The sequence below is a fragment of the Sphingomonas sp. SFZ2018-12 genome (assembly GCF_022496715.1).
In the GTDB taxonomy this organism is placed as follows: Bacteria; Pseudomonadota; Alphaproteobacteria; order Sphingomonadales; family Sphingomonadaceae; genus Sphingomonas.
The window spans coordinates 121,421-137,570 of the sequence record NZ_WTFM01000003.1 but is presented as its reverse complement, the minus strand read 5'-3'; the positions used below and the strand labels follow the sequence as shown (position 1 = coordinate 137,570).

Annotated in this window: 17 protein-coding genes; 6 read left to right on the top strand and 11 right to left on the bottom strand. The window is 67.3% G+C overall.

Annotated elements, in window-relative coordinates; translation table 11 throughout:
• Position 1: 1 nt before the first annotated feature.
• Both GO308_RS14095 and GO308_RS14090 read left to right on the top strand, forming a co-directional pair.
• A complete protein-coding gene (locus GO308_RS14095) occupies positions 2-382 on the top strand; it encodes a response regulator transcription factor (protein WP_066477750.1) in 381 nt (126 codons plus the stop codon).
• On the top strand, positions 379-792 hold the full coding sequence (locus GO308_RS14090) for a response regulator transcription factor (RefSeq protein WP_240885892.1): 414 nt from the start codon (positions 379-381) through the stop codon (positions 790-792). The genes GO308_RS14095 and GO308_RS14090 overlap by 4 nt, the downstream gene beginning before the upstream one ends.
• A 46-nt stretch (positions 793-838) precedes the next feature.
• Here GO308_RS14090 and GO308_RS14085 read toward each other — a convergent pair whose 3' ends face one another.
• From GO308_RS14085 to GO308_RS14075, 3 genes are all read right to left on the bottom strand, one after another.
• The gene (locus GO308_RS14085; protein ID WP_240885891.1) at positions 839-2,203 is read right to left on the bottom strand and encodes a hypothetical protein; all 1,365 of its coding nucleotides are present in this window, start codon (positions 2,201-2,203) and stop codon (positions 839-841) included.
• 203 nt (positions 2,204-2,406) lie between these two features.
• Positions 2,407-3,450 (bottom strand): diaminopimelate epimerase, encoded by a 1,044-nt coding sequence (gene dapF, locus GO308_RS14080; RefSeq protein ID WP_240885890.1) that lies wholly within the window; start codon positions 3,448-3,450, stop codon positions 2,407-2,409.
• A 52-nt stretch (positions 3,451-3,502) separates the two neighbouring features.
• The gene (locus GO308_RS14075; RefSeq protein ID WP_066477741.1) at positions 3,503-3,958 is read right to left on the bottom strand and encodes a DUF6456 domain-containing protein; all 456 of its coding nucleotides are present in this window, start codon (positions 3,956-3,958) and stop codon (positions 3,503-3,505) included.
• Positions 3,959-4,050: 92 nt separating this feature from the next.
• On the opposite strand from GO308_RS14075, the gene GO308_RS14070 reads away from it, so the two are divergent.
• The 3 genes from GO308_RS14070 (at position 4,051) to GO308_RS14060 (ending at position 7,932) form a co-directional block, all read left to right on the top strand.
• Complete coding sequence (locus GO308_RS14070) at positions 4,051-4,614, top strand: helix-turn-helix transcriptional regulator (RefSeq protein WP_240885889.1); 564 nt, start codon at positions 4,051-4,053, stop codon at positions 4,612-4,614.
• 82 nt (positions 4,615-4,696) lie between these two features.
• Complete coding sequence (gene ptsP / locus GO308_RS14065; RefSeq protein WP_066477733.1) at positions 4,697-6,973, top strand: phosphoenolpyruvate--protein phosphotransferase; 2,277 nt, start codon at positions 4,697-4,699, stop codon at positions 6,971-6,973.
• A 110-nt stretch (positions 6,974-7,083) separates the two neighbouring features.
• Positions 7,084-7,932, top strand: a complete 849-nt coding sequence (locus GO308_RS14060; protein WP_240885887.1) for a helix-turn-helix domain-containing protein — start codon at positions 7,084-7,086, stop codon at positions 7,930-7,932.
• A gap of 35 nt (positions 7,933-7,967) precedes the next feature.
• On the opposite strand, the gene GO308_RS14055 is transcribed toward GO308_RS14060, so the two are convergent.
• From GO308_RS14055 to GO308_RS14025, 7 genes are all read right to left on the bottom strand, one after another.
• The gene (locus GO308_RS14055) at positions 7,968-8,258 is read right to left on the bottom strand and encodes a hypothetical protein (protein WP_066477727.1); all 291 of its coding nucleotides are present in this window, start codon (positions 8,256-8,258) and stop codon (positions 7,968-7,970) included.
• Positions 8,259-8,317: 59 nt separating this feature from the next.
• A complete protein-coding gene (locus GO308_RS14050) occupies positions 8,318-8,938 on the bottom strand; it encodes a glutathione S-transferase family protein (protein WP_240885886.1) in 621 nt (206 codons plus the stop codon).
• Between the two features lie 77 nt (positions 8,939-9,015).
• Positions 9,016-9,900: a dienelactone hydrolase family protein gene (locus tag GO308_RS14045; RefSeq protein ID WP_240885885.1), complete on the bottom strand. Its 885-nt coding sequence runs from the start codon at positions 9,898-9,900 to the stop codon at positions 9,016-9,018.
• A 79-nt stretch (positions 9,901-9,979) separates the two neighbouring features.
• The gene (locus tag GO308_RS14040) at positions 9,980-10,663 is read right to left on the bottom strand and encodes a DUF1013 domain-containing protein (protein WP_066477718.1); all 684 of its coding nucleotides are present in this window, start codon (positions 10,661-10,663) and stop codon (positions 9,980-9,982) included.
• Between the two features lie 100 nt (positions 10,664-10,763).
• Positions 10,764-11,789 carry a glycosyltransferase family 1 protein gene (locus GO308_RS14035; protein ID WP_066477995.1) on the bottom strand — a complete coding sequence of 342 codons (1,026 nt, stop codon included), beginning with the start codon at positions 11,787-11,789 and terminating at the stop codon, positions 10,764-10,766.
• A gap of 35 nt (positions 11,790-11,824) precedes the next feature.
• Positions 11,825-12,712 (bottom strand): UDP-2,3-diacylglucosamine diphosphatase, encoded by an 888-nt coding sequence (locus GO308_RS14030; protein ID WP_066477715.1) that lies wholly within the window; start codon positions 12,710-12,712, stop codon positions 11,825-11,827.
• A gap of 83 nt (positions 12,713-12,795) precedes the next feature.
• A complete protein-coding gene (locus GO308_RS14025; RefSeq protein WP_240885884.1) occupies positions 12,796-13,425 on the bottom strand; it encodes a glutathione S-transferase family protein in 630 nt (209 codons plus the stop codon).
• A gap of 490 nt (positions 13,426-13,915) precedes the next feature.
• On the opposite strand from GO308_RS14025, the gene GO308_RS14020 reads away from it, so the two are divergent.
• Entirely contained in the window at positions 13,916-15,007 is a 1,092-nt protein-coding gene (locus GO308_RS14020; protein WP_240885883.1) for a Coq4 family protein, read from the top strand.
• A gap of 53 nt (positions 15,008-15,060) precedes the next feature.
• Here the strand turns inward: GO308_RS14020 and GO308_RS14015 are convergent, their stop codons facing one another.
• Positions 15,061-16,068 carry an NAD(P)H-quinone oxidoreductase gene (locus GO308_RS14015; RefSeq protein ID WP_240885949.1) on the bottom strand — a complete coding sequence of 336 codons (1,008 nt, stop codon included), beginning with the start codon at positions 16,066-16,068 and terminating at the stop codon, positions 15,061-15,063.
• Positions 16,069-16,150: the final 82 nt, after the last annotated feature.

The following is a 16,150-nucleotide window of genomic DNA, read 5'->3' as shown; positions in this document are numbered from 1 at the left end:
CATGGCGCGATTGATCCTCGCGGAGGACGACGAGATCCTCGGCAGGATGGTGTCCGACGCGCTCGGCGCCGCCGGCCATGCCGTCGGCTGGCTGGTCGACGGCCAAAGCGCGTGGGACGCCATGCTGTGGCGCCCGCCGCACCTGGCGATCCTCGACTGCAACCTGCCGAAGATGACCGGCATCACGATCCTGCGGCAGATGCGCGTGTCGCAGACGCTGGTGGAGGTGCCGGTGATCATGCTGACCGGGCGGCGCGGCGCGGCCGACCAGTCGATCGCCCGGTACGAAGGTGCCAATGACTATGTCACCAAACCCTTCGACATGCCGCTCCTGCTCGCTAGGGTGAACAGCCTGCTTGAAAGGAGCCGACGTTGGCATTGAGCGCACCCGTCAAACTGGCGGCAAAGCGGATCGTCGTGATCGACGATGATCCGATCACCTGCGACATCGTGGCGGCAACGCTGGGTGCCGCCGGGTATCGCGTCGATGTCGTGCACGATGGCGACGACGCGCTGGAATCGATCTATGGCGCGACGACCGACCTTGTCATTCTCGACTGCAATCTTCCGGGAAAGGCGGGGATGGTCGTGCTTCGCGACATTCGCGGCGACCACATGCTGAAATCGCTTCCGGTGATCATGTTGACCAGCCGGACCAGCGACTGGCACGCCCGGCTCGCCTTTGAAACCGGCGCCTCGGCCTATATCAAGAAACCGTTCGATCCGGCAGAGCTTGTAATCCTGGTGGCCAGGGCGCTCACCGGCGCGTCGCTGCCGCAACGGGCGCTCTGAACGCCAACGGCACGGGCCGACAGCGGGACCCCGGGGCGCTTCGGGGCTAGGGTTGCAGCGATTGCGCGCCGACCGGCCCCAGCATGCTGACGGCATCGACCGCGTCGGTTGAGCTGCCCTGTGTCAGCCGCGCGATCTGGGCCAGCAACGACGGTGCGACGCCGAGCTGGCGCGCAGTCTCGAACAGGAGCGGCTCGCCCCATGGCTGTCCGCCGCGCACCGCCGCGAACAGAGCGCGATTGAGGTCGTGCAGGCCATCCTTGCCGCCGCGCCGCAACGCCTGATCGAGCGCGAGCCAGATGATCAGCCCACATTGATAATGCAGGTCGAACTTACCTTCGCCCTTCGCCTTGGGCAGCGCCGTGACCGCAACACCGTCGGCACAGGCCTTTTCCGCCGCCTGTTCGCGGCTCAGCACATAGGCGCGCGCTGCCGGTCCCCGCGCGGCCATGGCCAGCGCAGCCAGCGCATCCGCGCCGCCTTCGTGCATCCATCCCACCTGATCGTCGCCGACCAGCTTGCCGAACTTGTCCTGCTGGAACAGGTGCGCGGCCTCATGGGCAAAAAACCAGTCCAGCCACAGTGCGTCGCCCGCCGCCACCCGTTCCCTGGCATTCTCGCCATCGAAGTGCATGAAAATCTGCCGCGGCAGGGTGCCGCCCTGGGTCGAAATCCGGCCGTTCTTCTCCGGCGTGTCGTCGATCGACACATAGAGTTCCGGCTTGAAGGACAGCGGACCATAGATCGCGGCAAAGCCCCGGATCGCGTCGGGAAGCGAGCGGTCGAGATGCTGACGCGTGGCAGGCGGCAGGCCGGGATCGATGATCGCGACGAAACCATCGGCGTCCACCGGCTGCAGCGTGCCGATGAAGATGTTCGTGCCCTCGTCGCGGCTGACGAAGCGTTCGCGCGCCGGCGTGCGACGCCCCTCGACGCCGATCGTCGCGCCGGGCGCGTCGACGCGGACGGACAGGGGCGCCGGCTGTTCGCACGGGGCGGCGAGACACGCGTGGAACTGCCCCGAATGCACGAGCGCGCCGCCCTGGCTGAACGGCGAAAAGGGCGCATAGCTTTTCGGCAGCGCGCGATAATCGATGGCAATGGCGAACGCGACCGTGCGGAACGGCCGCCCGTCGATGCGCTCCACCCGCTCGCCATCGCCCTCATCCACCCATCGGAAACCGGGATCCGCGGCGCGCCACGCATCGGCCCGATAACCGCCCAGCGCCTGCGGAAAGTGCAGCGCCGTCGTCGGCGCGCGCAGGCGATAGCGCGCCATGACCTCCCGCTCCGCGGTGCGGGTCAGGTCGAGCGTCAGCGGTTCGACCGGATCCGGCCTGCCGGCGTGGGTGGCACAGCCCGCGATTGCCAATGCCCCGCCCAGCATCACCGCAAAGGGGCGACAGGACAATGGCCTGGCGTTTCCCCGCATGATCGCACGAGGCGGCAGCCCCGCTGCGACACCTACGATTCCCTTCAGAAGTCGAAAAGGCGAGGCTGGCCAATTCTGGACTGTGCGCAGACGCGCAGATGCCCCGATGCCCCGCACAGGCCGAAACCGGGTGCCCCTATCAGGTTGAGGCGGACCACGACGTTGCGGCGGTTCGACCCAGATCATTCCGATGTCCATGATCGGCTCTGTCCTGTTCGTGGCTGATCGACCGTGCTCAGGGCCGCGACCGCGTCGGTCCAGGCGAGGACTTCGTCGTCGCGGCGGTTGACGATGTGGAAGGCGCCGAGCGCACCGGTGTCGAGATCGACCTCGACCTCGGCGTCGAATTCGAAGGTCGCATTGCCGCGGATCGCGACCATGTTCGCGGGCACCGACGCCGAAGCCCCGGCCGCCGGGTCCGCGCTCGGGCCATGCGGCGCACTGGCCATCGCGCCCACCATGCCGCCGCGGTTGAAGACGGTCAGCCAGCGGTCGAAGGCGACCCGGCCGTTGAGCGCGGCGGCGAACGTCGACGCCGCCATCGCGCTGCCGCAGCTGTTGGTCAGACCGACACCGCGTTCATAGGTGCGGACATAGAGGTCGCGGCCGCGCAGCTCGACGAAGCTGACATTGGCGCGGCCGGGAATGAGCGGCGGCGCGGACTCGCACCAGTCGCCGAGCGCGACCAGCTCCTCCTCGTCGACGGTGTCGACAAAGCTGATCAGGTGCGGGTTGGGCATGGCGACGGCGGTGAAGCGGCGCAGGCTCGGCAGGCCGGGGATGGTCGCGAATACGACATGGTCGACGCCATGGGTCAGCCCGACGTCGCGGCTGCGCGTCGATACGGGGCCGACCCGCGTTTCGACCGTGACGACGCCGGGGGCGATCGGGTCGACGCGGCGGACATCGGCGGTACTGGTCTTGAGGTGCATCATCATTTCGGCCTGCCCGCCGACCTCGAACGCCAGCCGCGCGGTGCAGCGCAGGCCGTTGAGGCAGGTTTCGGCCTCGCTGCCGTCGGGGTTGAACATCCGCATGCCCGGCCGTTCGCCCGTCGCGGCATCGCCGGTGAGCAGCAGCAGCCCGTCGCTGCCGACCGGTCCGCCGCGATCGGACAGCGCGCGCGCGACCACCGCCCATTGCGTATCGGTGAGCGCCAGATCGCGCGCGTCGATCAGCGGGAAGTCGTTGCCCGAGCCATGGCATTTGATGAAGCGCAGCCGCATGCGCCCCCGGATAGCCGATCGCGCGGGCCGGCGAAACCGCCGCGCGATGCGGTCAGGGCAGGCGATAGTGATCGGCGAGCCGGTCGAGCGCGAGGCCGAGCACCAGCTTGCCCGCGCGCGCCGGCCAGCCGAGCGCGCGTTCGGCGTGGCTCATCCCTTCGCCCGCGCAGACGACGCGCCACAAAATGTCGCTGAGCCCGCGCCCGGTTGCCGCGATCGCCGCATCGAAACGCTGCCTGGCCGCGATCTGCGCCGCGCCCGGATCGAGCCCCCGGTCGGGGCCGCGTCGCCCGCGCGACGCGGCGGCCGCATCCCACCGCATGGTGATGCTGGGGGCGAGATGCGCGCGCTCATAATCGGCGCGCAGCCGCTCGCCCGCCTCGAACTGGCGGGCATCGACATGGCCGCGCGCACGCAGCCAGGTGAGCGGCGATTCGGCTAAGTTGACACAAACTTGACGCCCTGACGGCCGCTGCGCGTCAAGGGGCCGGTCGATCAGTTCGCGCATCCTCGCCTCCTCGAAACCCGATGCGGCTCTATTGCCATTATCGCTCGATTGTAGGACAGAGAGAAACCGATCTGGTTAAATGGAGGGGCGAGATGATCAGTTCGATCCGCGAGGTCCGCCGCGCCAAGGGGCTGACGCTCGACGAAGTCGCGCAGCGTTGCGTGCCGCCGACGACGGCGCAGACGATCGGCCGGCTGGAGACCGGCACCCGCACCGTGTCAGTCGCGTGGCTCAACCGGATCGCCCGCGCGCTCGAGGTCGAGGCGGCGGACCTGGTCCGGTTGCCCGATCGCGCCGACGTGCCGGTCGCGGCGTGGCTGGAAGCGGGCGGGGCGGTCGCGCCCCGGCGCGCCGAGGTGGCGGTGCCGCCGCGCCCCGAACCCGAGATGGTCGCGTTGCGCGTCGCGGTGGGGATGGGCGACTATCGCGCGGGCGACGAGCTGTGGTGCCGCCGCCTGGCACCCGAAGGCTTCGACGCCGCGCTCAACCGCGACGTGCTCGTGCCGCGCGCGGCGGGCCGGTTCCTGTTCGGGCGGCTGATCGCGCGGGATGGCGGCAGGCTGCACCTCATCCCGCTCGGCACGGGTCAGCGCCAGCAGGTGATCGCCGACCCCCCGTGGCTGGCGGTCGCCGCCCGGTTGATCCGCGCGCTCTGAGCGCCGCGCGCCGAACCCCTTCGCTGCGCGCGGCGTGGCGGCACCCTTGGCGCGTTGCCCCGCAATCTGTTAGCCCTGTCCCATGCCCTTTTCCGCTGCCGCCTCCGCCCGCGAGATCCTGACCCGCCTTCATGATGTGATGGCGGCGCGCACGCCCGCGCAGAGCAAGCTGAACGCGGTCGTCAACATCATCGGCGAGGCGCTGGATAGCGAGGTCTGCTCGATCTACCTGCTGCGCGACGGCGTGCTCGAGCTGTTCGCGACGCGCGGCCTGTCGGAGGCGGCGGTGCACGTCACCAAGATGACGCTGGGCGAAGGGCTGGTCGGCACGATTGCCAAGAATGTGGAAACGCTGAACCTTGATGAGGCGACGGCGCATCCCGATTTCGCCTATCGTCCGGAAACGGGCGAGGAGCGGTTTCACAGCTTCGCCGGCGTGCCGATCATCCGCCGTGAGCGTGCGGTCGGGGTGCTGGCGGTGCAGCATGTCGACCCGCGCCGGTACGACGATGTCGAGATCGAGGCGTTGCAGACGGTGGCGATGGTATTGTCCGAACTGATCGCCAATGCCGGCCTGATCGACGGGGCGGCGAGCGATGCGGCGCGCCCGCAGTCGACCGCGACGATGCGCGTGCCCGGTTTCAAGCTGGTCGAGGGGATGGCGGCGGGCGTCGCGGTGTTCCATCAACCGCGCATCACCATCGAACACACCGTCGCCGAGGATGTCGAGGCGGAGCGCCACCGCGTCTATGCCGCATTCGACAAGATGCGCGAGCAGATCGACCGCATGACGAGCCAGGCCGAGTTCGGCGGCGCGGGCGAGCATGAGGAGGTCATCGAGACCTACAAGATGTTCGCCTATGACGAGGGCTGGTCGCGGCGGATCAACGAGGCGATCGACAGCGGCCTGACCGCGGAGGCCGCGATCGAGCGCGTCCAGCAGCGCACCCGGATGCGGATGCGCCAGATCGACGACCCGCTGCTGCGCGACCGGATGCACGACCTAGAGGACCTGTCCAACCGGTTGCTGCGGATCGTGTCGGGCCAGCTGGGCACCGCCGCGCAGATGGGCCTGCGCCAGGATTCGATCCTGATCGCGCGCAACCTGGGCCCGGCCGAGCTGCTCGAATATGACCGCCGGCGGCTGAAGGGCGTGGTGCTGGAGGAAGGATCGCTGACCGCGCACGTCACCATCGTCGCCCGCGCGATGGGGGTGCCGGTGCTGGGCCGCGTGCGCGACGTGCGGCGGCTGATCGCGGAGGGCGACCGCATCCTGCTCGACGTGACCGGCGAAACGCTGGTCGTGCGCCCGTCGGCGGCGATGGACGAGGCGTTCGCGGCCAAGCTGGCGGCGAGCCAGAAGCGTCGTGCCGCCTTTGCCGCGCTGAAGAACGAGCCGCCGGTAACGCGCGACGCGCATCGCGTCACGCTGATGGTCAATGCCGGCTTGCGCGACGATGTCGCCGCACTCGACCTGACCGGCGCGGATGGCATCGGCCTGTTCCGCACCGAGTTCCAGTTCCTGGTCTCCGCGACCCTGCCGCAGCGCGAGCGTCAGCAGCGCCTGTATCGCGACGTGCTCGACGCGGCGGGCGACCGGCCGGTGATTTTCCGCACCGTCGACGTCGGCGGCGACAAGGCGCTGCCGTACCTCAACCATGACGAGGGCAATGAAGAGGAAAACCCCGCGATGGGCTGGCGCGCGCTGCGCCTGGCGCTCGACCGCGGCGGGCTGATGAAGGCGCAGGCGCGCGCGCTGATCGAAGCCGCGTCGGGCCGCCAGCTCAACGTCATGTTCCCGATGGTGTCCGAACCCTGGGAATATGAAGAGGCGCGCGCGCTGTTCGAGGCGCAGCGCGAATGGCTGGGCGCGCGCGGGCGCAAATTGCCGACCGAAATCCGCTATGGCGCGATGCTGGAGGTGCCGGCACTGGCCGACGTGCTCGACATGCTGCTGCCGCGGCTCGATTTTCTGTCGATCGGCACCAACGACCTGACCCAGTTCCTGTTCGCGGCCGACCGCGCGCATCCCAAGCTGGCGTTGCGCTATGACTGGCTGAGCCCGGCGATCCTGCGCTTCCTGCGCCGCGTGGCGGGCGAGGCACGCGCGGCGGGCAAGCCGGTGGCGGTGTGCGGCGAAATGGGCGGCCGGCCGCTGGAGGCGATGGCGCTGATCGGCATCGGCATCGACCGGCTGTCGATCACCCCGGCCGCGGTCGGGCCGGTCAAGGCGATGATCCGATCGCTCGACCGCGCCGCGCTGACCGCGGAGATGGACCGGCTGCTCGCGCACCCGCCGCGTAGCCTGCGCGAGCCGCTGCTTGCCTGGGCGACCGCAAATGCCGTGGAAATCGCCTGATTTCAGACGATCCGCCCCGATGCGGCGTTGACAGCGCGGGTCGGGTCGGGGAAACCCCATAGGCACGAAAGCGGGGAGGTCGCGCCCACGCTTTCGCTGGAGAGACCGGGATGGGCGAAGCCGAAGTCATGGGCGACCCGCAACTTTTTCCGAAAACCGTCGGCGAACGGCTGCGCGACGCCCGCGTCGCCCAGGGTCTCGATCTGGCCGAGATCGCGGCGCGCACCCGGATCCCGCAACGCCACCTCGATGCGATCGAGACATCGAGCTATTCGAGCCTGCCGTCGATCACCTATGTCATGGGGTTTTGCCGCGCCTATGCCCGCGCGGTCGGCGTCGACGATGTCGAGCTGTCGCGCGAACTGCGCCGCGAGCTGGCCGGCAGCTATCACCGCGATCCGCCGCGCGTCGCCGAGGAATTTCGCGAGCCGCGCCGGGTGCCGTCGGCGGCACTGGCGATCGGCGCGCTGGTGGTGGCGATCGTCGCCATCGTGGCGGTCGGGCTGATCTATGCCCCCGGCATGTTCGCACCGGGCGAGGCGCCGGTCGCCGAACAGGCGCGCGTCGAACGCGACCTGGGCATCGCGCCGCAACCGGCACCTGCGGCGTCGGCGGGGGGCGTGAGCGCGCGTCCCGATGCCGCCGTCGCGGCCGCCGCCGCGCCGACCTCTGCCGGGCAGGTGACGCTGACCGCCAAGGAAGAGGTGTGGGTCCGTGTCTATGATGCCAGCAACGAGACGCTGGTGATGAAGACGCTGGCACCCGGCGAACGCTATGACGTACCGATGAACGCGGACCGGCCGATGATCAATGTCGGCCGGCCCGATCAGCTGACCGTCACGATCAACGGATCGCAGGTCGCGCCGCTCGGCGACGGCAGCCGCGCGATCAAGGATGTCGGCATCAGCGCAGAGGCGCTGCGCGGGCGGGGCGGGGCACCGACGGCGACGGTGTCCTGATCCTTCGGCCCTGATCCTTCGGCCGCGCGGTGCGGTCAGAACGGTAGCTTGAAGCGGAGCATCAGGCGCGGATCGTAACGTCCCTGCTCCGCCTCCACCGACAGCTTGCCGCCGGCGAGGTCGGCTTCGGCGCGGTCGGATCGGACCCAGGTGTCGGGCAGCGGTGCCAATCGGTAGCGGGCGTCGTCGCGCCGGCGGCATATGACGATGTCATCGCCGGGGGCGGCCGCGCAATCGCCGGGCGTTTCGGTCAGCCGCGGCGCCGGCGGGGTCTGGCGAGCGGGGAGGGCGGGAAGCGCCTGGATCCACAGCATCGCGAAAATCATCGGCTACCCCCGCTGTCGCCGGACGTATCGACCAGGATTGTGGCGATCCGGTGTCCGCCTCAACCCGCGGCGGCGGCGAGCGCGTCGTCGGTGCCCTTGGCACGTACATAGGCGGGCCGGTCGGTGACGCGCGCGACATAGGCGGCAAAGGCGTCGCGATGCGGCAGGGTGCCGAATTGCAGGCCCCAGCCGATCTGCGACCCGAGCGCCACATCGGCGGCGGTGAAGCGATCGCCCGCCGCGAAAGGCTGGCGCGTCAGCAGCGCATCGAGCACGTCGACGACCAGATCGTAATGGCCGTAGCCAACCAACTGCATCTCCTTCTCGCTCGGCGCGATGCCGCGCGATTTCTCGGTCACGGCATGTTCGAGCGGTCCGGCGGCGTAGAACAGCCAGCGATAATAATCCGCGCGCTCGTCCGCCCGCGGGGCGAGCCCGGCATCGGGGAAGGCGTCAGCCAGATAGGCGCAGATCGCCGCGGCTTCGGTGACGATGCGCCCGCCATGGGCAATCGCCGGCACCTTGCCCATCGGGTTGATCGCGAGATATTCGGGCGATTTCATTGGCGGGCCGTATTCGATCAACTCGGTCCGGTAAGGCGCGCCGACCTCCTCGATCATCCACCGTGCGATCCGTCCCCGCGAAAAGGGGTGGGTGTAGAGCACCAGTTCCTCGGCCACGACTCGCTCCTTCCGCTCAAATGAGAACATATAGTGAACGATTCCGCGTCGCGGTCAAGTGCGCCGACGCGCGCCGGTCAGCCGCGACGCAGGCCGCCGTCGAACAGGGCGAGCAGCCGGCCCCACGCCTTTTCCGCCTGCGCCGCATTGTAGACGCGGCTGTCGGGCGGGCACCAGCCGTGGAGCGTGCCGGCATAGACCTCGATCTCGGCAGGCAGCTTCGCGGCGGCATAGGCGTCGCGGAGCTTGTCCTTTTCGGCCGGGTTGCGCTGGTCGTCATTCTCGGCGACCGCGAACAGGAAGCCGGCCTTCATCGCCGGCACGCCGAGATGCGGGCTGTCCGGCCGGTCGGTGGCGAGCCCGCCGCCGTGGAACGACGCACCCGCGCGCACGCGGTCGGGCCGCTCGGTCGCGGTCAGCATCGTCATCGGACCGCCCATGCAATAGCCGGTGGTGCCGATGCCGCGCCGCGTATCGACCTGGGGCTGGCGGTCGAGCCAGTCGACGAAGGTGCGCGCGTCGCGGCGCGTCCCGTCCTGGCTCAACGCCGCGCGCCACGGCGCGATGCGGGCGCGCACCTCGGGCTGGTCGAAGCTTTCGCCGGGCGCGAGGAACGGCGCCTTGGTCGAGCGGTAGAACTGGTTGACGGTCAGCACCGCGAAGCCCGACTGGGCGAGCCGGTCGCCCATCTGGCGAAAGGCGGGGCGCAGGCCCATGATGTCGGGCCAGACGAGCACGGCAGGCGCCTTGCCGCGCGAGGGGGCGGCGAAATAGGCATCGCACACGCCGTCCGGGGTGGTGATCGTCACGTCGCGCCCGGTAATCGGCTTGGCATTGGCCGGAACGGGCAGCGCGGCGATCAGCCCGGCCGCGCCGGCGAGCGCGCCGAACTCACGTCGCGAGACCCCCGCGCGCGTGCCGAGAAACCGGTCATTATCGTCGGCGGTCAGATCGTCGCACATGGTTCAGCCTCGCGAATCGTGGAAGCTCCACGCTATCCGCATCGGCACATGCGCGAAAGCGGCGAACCCCGGGAAGGGGTCAGCGCCGGAACAGCGTGTCCGCGGTCGGCTCCGCCGGCGCGCTGCGATCCACCCCGGAGGCGGCGGCTTCGGCATCGCGCGCCGCAGCGTCGCGCTCGGCGCGCAGCTGTTCGATCAGCGCCTCGCGGTCGCCCTCCAGCCGGGTGTCGACGGGGGCTTCAAGCCCGGCCGCCTTCGCCGCCTTGGCGACCAGCGCGTCGAGTTCGCGCTGCGAGCACAGGCCCAGCGTCACCGGATCCTTGGGCACGATATTGGCGATGTTCCAATGAGTGCGGTCGCGGATCGCGGCGATGGTCGTCCGCGTCGTGCCGATCAGCTTGCCGATCGCGCCGTCGCTGATCTCGGGATGGTTGCGAATGATCCACGCAATGCCGTCGGGCTTGTCCTGGCGCTTGCTGACCGGGGTGTAGCGCGGGCCCTTGGTCCGGCGGACCTGATCGGGGCCCTTGAGCATCTGGAGCCGGTAATCGGGGTCGTTCTGACCCTTCTCGATCTCCTCCATGGTCAGTTCGTGCGCGCGCACCGGATCGCGCCCGGTCAGCTTGGTCGCGGCGGTGTCGTCGGCGATCGCCTGGACCTCCAGGATGTGCAGGCCGCAGAACTCGGCGATCTGCTCGAACGAGAGCGCGGTGTTATCGACCAGCCAGGAAGCGGTCGCGTGCGGCATCAGCGGCTGGGCCACGTCGAAAATCCTCCGGAAACAACAAGGGCCGCCCCTTGCCGGAGCGGCCGCTCAATATCCATGACTTAATGCGTTGCGCCGCGAAGCACAAGCGCGCCTGTCAGGCGGCTTCGCGCAGCGCCCCTTCGATCGGCACCAGCGCCGACAGGAACTGTGCGGCGCTCGCTTCCCAGGTGAAGCCGCGCCCGTAGTCGGCGCAGGCCGCGCGGTCGAGCGCGAGCGCCCGCGCGATCGCGTCGTCCAGATCCTCCGACATCGCGCCGACACGGGCGTCGAGCACGTCGATCGGGCCGCTGACCGGAAAGGCGGCAACCGGCGTGCCGCAGGCCAGCGCCTCGATCATCACCAGCCCGAAGGTGTCGGTTCGGCTGGGAAAGACGAAGACGTCCGCCCCGGCATAGAAACCGGCCAGTTCGTCACCGAAGCGCGGGCCGACGAAAATCGCATCGGGATATTGCGCCTCGAGCGACGTGCGCGCCGGGCCGTCGCCGACGACGACCTTCGTCCCCGGCTGGCGAGTCTGCAGAAAGGCCTCCAGATTCTTCTCGACCGCGACGCGCCCGACATAAAGCTGGATCGGGCGGGGCAGGTCGGCGAGATCGGGATGGGGCGGCACGTCGGGCCGGAACTGGTCGAGGCTGACCCCGCGCCCCCAGTGCCGCACCTGGTCGAGGCCATGGTCGACCAGCGCCTGGCGGATCGACGGCGTCGACGCGAGGATCGCCCGGGCCGGGGCGTGGAACCACTGGATATAGCGCCAGATCCACTCCGCCGGCAGGCCCGAGCGCGCCGAGACATAGTCGGGGAACTGGGTGTGATAGGCGGTGGTGAAGGGGAGACCCCGGCGCAGGCACCAGCGCCGCGCGGCGACGCAGAGCGGCCCTTCGGTGGCCAGATGGATCGCGTCCGCGCCGAATTCGGCGAGCATTCCGCCCACCGTCGCCACCCGCGTCACCGCCAGCCGGATTTCGGGATAAGTGGGGCAGGGCAGCGAGTAAAAGCGGTCGGGCGAGATGACCAGCACTTCATGCCCCTGCGCGGTCAGGATGCGCTGCATCGACTTGAGCGTGCGCACCACGCCGTTGACCTGCGGGTCCCAGGCGTCGGTGACGATGGCGATGCGCATCCGCGCCGGCCCCGCGTCCCCGACGACGCCGGCGCTCATGCGGCGACCCGCGTCTCGACCCCGACCGGGACGACACCGTCGCGCATCGCGATCTCGTCCGCCCAGTGCAGGATCTCCATCCGCCCGTCGAAATGTTCGACCAGCGCGGTGCACCCTTCGACCCAGTCGCCGTCGTTGAAATATTCGACGCCTTCGATCGTGCGCATGTCGGCGGTGTGGATATGCCCCGCGATCACCCCGTCGACGCCGCGCAGCTTCGCCTCGTGGGCGACTGCTTCCTCGAAATCGCTGATGAACTCGACCGCGTTCTTGACCTTGTGCTTGGCGTATTTGCTGAGCGACCAATAGGGCAGCTTCATCGCCCGGCGATAGGCGTTGACCCAGCGGTTGAGCGCCATCATCGCATGATAGGCATAGTCGCCAAGATGCGCGAGCCAGCGGTGGCTGAGCGTGATCGCGTCGAATTCGTCGCCGTGGAGCACCAGCAGGCGGCGACCGTCGGCGGTGGTGTGGATCACCTGGCGCCGGATCACCACGCCACCGAAATTCAGGCCGGCGAACTGGCGAAACATCTCGTCATGGTTGCCGGGAATGTAGACGATTTTGGTGCCGCGCTTGGCGCGCTTCAGGATGCGCCAGACGATGTCGTTGTGCGCGGCCGGCCAGTAAAATTTCTTCTTCAGCTGCCAGCCGTCGAAAATGTCGCCGACCAGATACATCTTCTCGCTGTCGACATGGTCGAGAAAGTCGATCAGCATCTCCGCGTTGCAGCCGCGGGTGCCGAGATGGATGTCGGAAATCCAGATCGTGCGATATTGCCGCCGCTGGGTGATCGCCTTTTCCGGGATCGACGGCGCCGCGTCGGTGAAATCGCTGAGGTCGGCAACGTCCATGTCGAACGGCAATTTGGTGATCGTGGCCATTCCCTGTGGTCCCCACGCCTTGGTTCGACCGGCCTATGCCGCCAAATTGTTACAGATCGAATCGTCGCGCCTTCACCAAACCGTCATACGGCATCCGCCATGGGGACAAAACCCGGCAACCGGCCGATGCGTTCCATCCAGTCGTCGATCGCCGGATAGTGGCCCAGGTCGAACCCGCCGCCGTCGGCGACATGGGTATAGGGATAGAGGACGAGGTCGGCGAGCGTCACCCGGTCGCCCGCCAGGCACGCACTGCGCCGCAGCTGGCGCTCCATCAGGTCGAGCGCGGCGCGTCCGGCGGCCTCCTTGCCCGGGATCATCGCGCGCTGGGCGTCGCTCAGCCGGTCCTCGCCGACAAAGGCGCGCCAGAAGCGCAGCGTCGCGATATTGGGTTCATGGCTGTACTGTTCCCAGAACAGCCAGCGCATCATGTCGGCGCGCTCGAAGCGTCCGGCGGGAACGAGGTCGCTGCCATCGGCCAGATAGAGGCAGGCGGCGTTGCTTTCGGGCAGGAAGCGATCGCCGACCTGAAGCACCGGGATGCGCCCGTCGGGATTGACCCGCGCAAGGAATGCCGGCGTGCGCGTCGCGCCCTTCAGAATGTCGTAGGCGCGACGTTCGAGCGGGAGGCCCAGGATCGCGGCGACCAGCCGGATCTTGTAGCAATTGCCCGACACCGGGTCCTCATGCAGGACGAGGCGCGGCGAGGTCATTCGGCGGCCACCCGCGCGACTCCGCCAAATTGGCGGCCGCCGACAAGCGCCTCTGACGCTGCACTGCGCGGCCGCAGCGTCGATACGGGCGATGCGCCCAGAACCCGAAACACGATCGATCTCCAGTTTGGCCGACATTAGGCGGATTGGTGCTTGTCGCCTAACAGAATTGGATTTGACGACATCAATTTTTCAAGCCGTTCAGCGGCGTGCCGGTACCGGTGTGGTCGATGCGGCGGGCCAACGCGCTTGAACCTTTGCCTTCGCCTCGCCCGCTGCGCTCGTAATTATCAGAATCGGGTCCGTAAGTCCCACAAGATACTGACCGCAGATTTTCCTGAAACACGCAATGCCCATCGTGTTGAAACCATGATGATATCTGTATAAACCAAAACAGAAAGTTTTTAACGCCTTTACTGAAATGTGAAACAATCTATCCATGGGCCTTACAAAACAGCAAGTATGCCTTTTTGGGGAAGGTGGGTCGGAAATGGAAGATATACATAAGTATATTTTGGAAGCCGATGATTATGTCGGAAAGAATTACTTTAACACCGATGACTCGACATTCCTACTTGTTCCCGACGATAAGCTAAATTCATGGTATGAATTACTAAAAGACAAAATAGAACAGAATAAATCATGTACATCAAACTTTGTTGCAAGAAAGTGGTCATCGATTGATATCAACAGATATCATTGGGTGCGTCGAATTCGCCTTGAGCAACGAAAGCTGGAGCTTGCAACGGTTGAGCAACTTTGTCGTGCAAAATACTGTTTGCCGTACTTGTCTCCGCAAGATTTGGCCGATCTTCCGGATTCTTCAATGGGTGGTGCTTATCTTCAGTACATGAACGATGCCAAGTTTTATGAATTCGACAAAAACCCATTGTCGCCAGATTCAGATATGAAATGGCTGATAAGATTGATGAGGCAGACTCACGACTTTTATCACCTGGTCGGTGAATTCTACCATTACGGATGGGAAGGTGGGTACCTGGTTTATAATGATCCCCGGCGTTTCGGCCACGACATGCTGGTGTTGATCGAGGAAATTTGCATCTACGCCTTCATGATGGGGCAGGTTCGGCTCAAAGAAGTCATTCCGACCGTCGCGGATTGGGCCAATAATGGCTATGACCACTGTGCGGCCTGGCTGACACAGGCCTATCCGATATGGCGAGATACGCAGGACTTCAGCAGAATCGAGCACTTCGAATTTCCGCGTTTCATCGGGGATTGCGAGAAATTCACCTATGCGTCGATGAAGCTCGGCCAACTCGAGGCGGATGTCTGTGTCGATGATTTCCTGAACGACCTTCACAGGCTGCTGCCGCCCCTGCCGCTGGACGCGGGGCTGGAGGAAAGGGAGGCACGGGACATGGTGCTGGAGAGCTTTGAACGGGGCTTGCGAAGCAGGCCACTGATCTGTTTCGAATGGGACCGCTATCTGGCTAACGACCTGAACGAAGTCCGTGCGTTTCTCAACATCCCTCGACGTAAGCGTTTCCGGGACGGTTCGCATTATCTGAAGGCGGATCTGGTGCCAGACAGCGCGCCGGTGGCAATGTCGACGCGATAGTGCGGCGGCGGCATCGAAGATATCGCGCGACCTGACGAAGCCATGCGCGCGATTCAGGCGATCTCGCCCATCGTCAGCACGATCTTGCCGAAATGGCTGCCCGCCTCCATCCGCGCATGGGCCTCGGGCGCCCGGGCAAGCGGGAAGGTGCCGTCGATGACCGGGCGCAGGCGGCCGGCGGCGACGAACGGCCACACGGTGCGGCCGAGTTCGTCGGCGACCAGCGCCTTGAACGCGGCGCTGCGCGGGCGCAGCGTCGATCCGGTGAGCGTGAGGCGGCGGCGCATCACTTCGAACAGCGGGATTTCGGCACTGGCCCCGCCCTGCACCGCGATCGAGACGTGGCGGCCGTCTTCGGCCAGGCATTTCAGGTTGCGGGCGACATAATCGCCGCCGACCATGTCGATCACCACCTGGCACCCCTGGCCTTCGGTGATCGCCTGAACCCGCGCGACGAAATCCTCGGTCCGGTAGTTGATCGCATGATCGGCGCCGTGGGCGAGGCAGGCGGCGACCTTTTCGTCCGAACCGGCGGTGACGATGATGGTTAGGCCGAACAGCTTCGCCAGGCTGATCGCCATGGTGCCGATGCCCGAGGTGCCGCCATGGACGAGCACCGTATCGCCCTCGGCCGCATAGGCCCGCTCGAACAGGTTGGTCCACACGGTGAACAGTGTCTCGGGCATCGCCGCGCCCTCGACATCGCTCAGCCCGGCGGGCAGCGGCAGGCAGTGCGCGGCGACCGCGACCGCATATTCGGCATATCCACCGCCCGAGATCAGCGCGCAGACGCGTGTCCCGACCAGCGAGGCGGCTGCGCCCGGCCCGGCGGCGACGACGGCGCCGGCGACTTCGAGCCCCGGGATGCTGGGCGCGCCCGGCGGCATCGGGTAGAGGCCGACGCGCTGGAGCACGTCGGGGCGATTGACCCCGGCGGCCGCGACGCGGATCAGCACCTCGCCCGCGCCGGGTGCGGGCACCGGGCGCTCGACGACCCGAAGCACTTCCGGCCCCCCGCGTTCGGCCGGATCTATCGCGCGCATCGTTTCGGGCAGGTCCATCGCTTCGCCGCATCCCCCGTCGAGGCCCGTCACCATATGGGCCCGGTGCCTTATTGACTTCACCCGTCCCCCGGTCAACGCT

Excerpts from the sequence above, each read along its gene's own strand:
- GO308_RS14095 (WP_066477750.1), top strand. The coding sequence starts at position 2 with ATGGCGCGATTGATCCTCGCGGAGGACGACGAGATCCTCGGCAGGATG.
- dapF (WP_240885890.1), bottom strand. The coding sequence starts at position 3,450 with ATGCGGCTGCGCTTCATCAAATGCCATGGCTCGGGCAACGACTTCCCG.
- GO308_RS14075 (WP_066477741.1), bottom strand. The coding sequence starts at position 3,958 with ATGCGCGAACTGATCGACCGGCCCCTTGACGCGCAGCGGCCGTCAGGG.
- GO308_RS14070 (WP_240885889.1), top strand. The coding sequence starts at position 4,051 with ATGATCAGTTCGATCCGCGAGGTCCGCCGCGCCAAGGGGCTGACGCTC.
- ptsP (WP_066477733.1), top strand. The coding sequence starts at position 4,697 with ATGCCCTTTTCCGCTGCCGCCTCCGCCCGCGAGATCCTGACCCGCCTT.
- GO308_RS14060 (WP_240885887.1), top strand. The coding sequence starts at position 7,084 with ATGGGCGAAGCCGAAGTCATGGGCGACCCGCAACTTTTTCCGAAAACC.
- GO308_RS14055 (WP_066477727.1), bottom strand. The coding sequence starts at position 8,258 with ATGATTTTCGCGATGCTGTGGATCCAGGCGCTTCCCGCCCTCCCCGCT.
- GO308_RS14045 (WP_240885885.1), bottom strand. The coding sequence starts at position 9,900 with ATGTGCGACGATCTGACCGCCGACGATAATGACCGGTTTCTCGGCACG.
- GO308_RS14035 (WP_066477995.1), bottom strand. The coding sequence starts at position 11,789 with ATGCGCATCGCCATCGTCACCGACGCCTGGGACCCGCAGGTCAACGGC.
- GO308_RS14030 (WP_066477715.1), bottom strand. The coding sequence starts at position 12,712 with ATGGCCACGATCACCAAATTGCCGTTCGACATGGACGTTGCCGACCTC.
- GO308_RS14025 (WP_240885884.1), bottom strand. The coding sequence starts at position 13,425 with ATGACCTCGCCGCGCCTCGTCCTGCATGAGGACCCGGTGTCGGGCAAT.
- GO308_RS14020 (WP_240885883.1), top strand. The coding sequence starts at position 13,916 with ATGGAAGATATACATAAGTATATTTTGGAAGCCGATGATTATGTCGGA.
- GO308_RS14015 (WP_240885949.1), bottom strand. The coding sequence starts at position 16,068 with ATGGACCTGCCCGAAACGATGCGCGCGATAGATCCGGCCGAACGCGGG.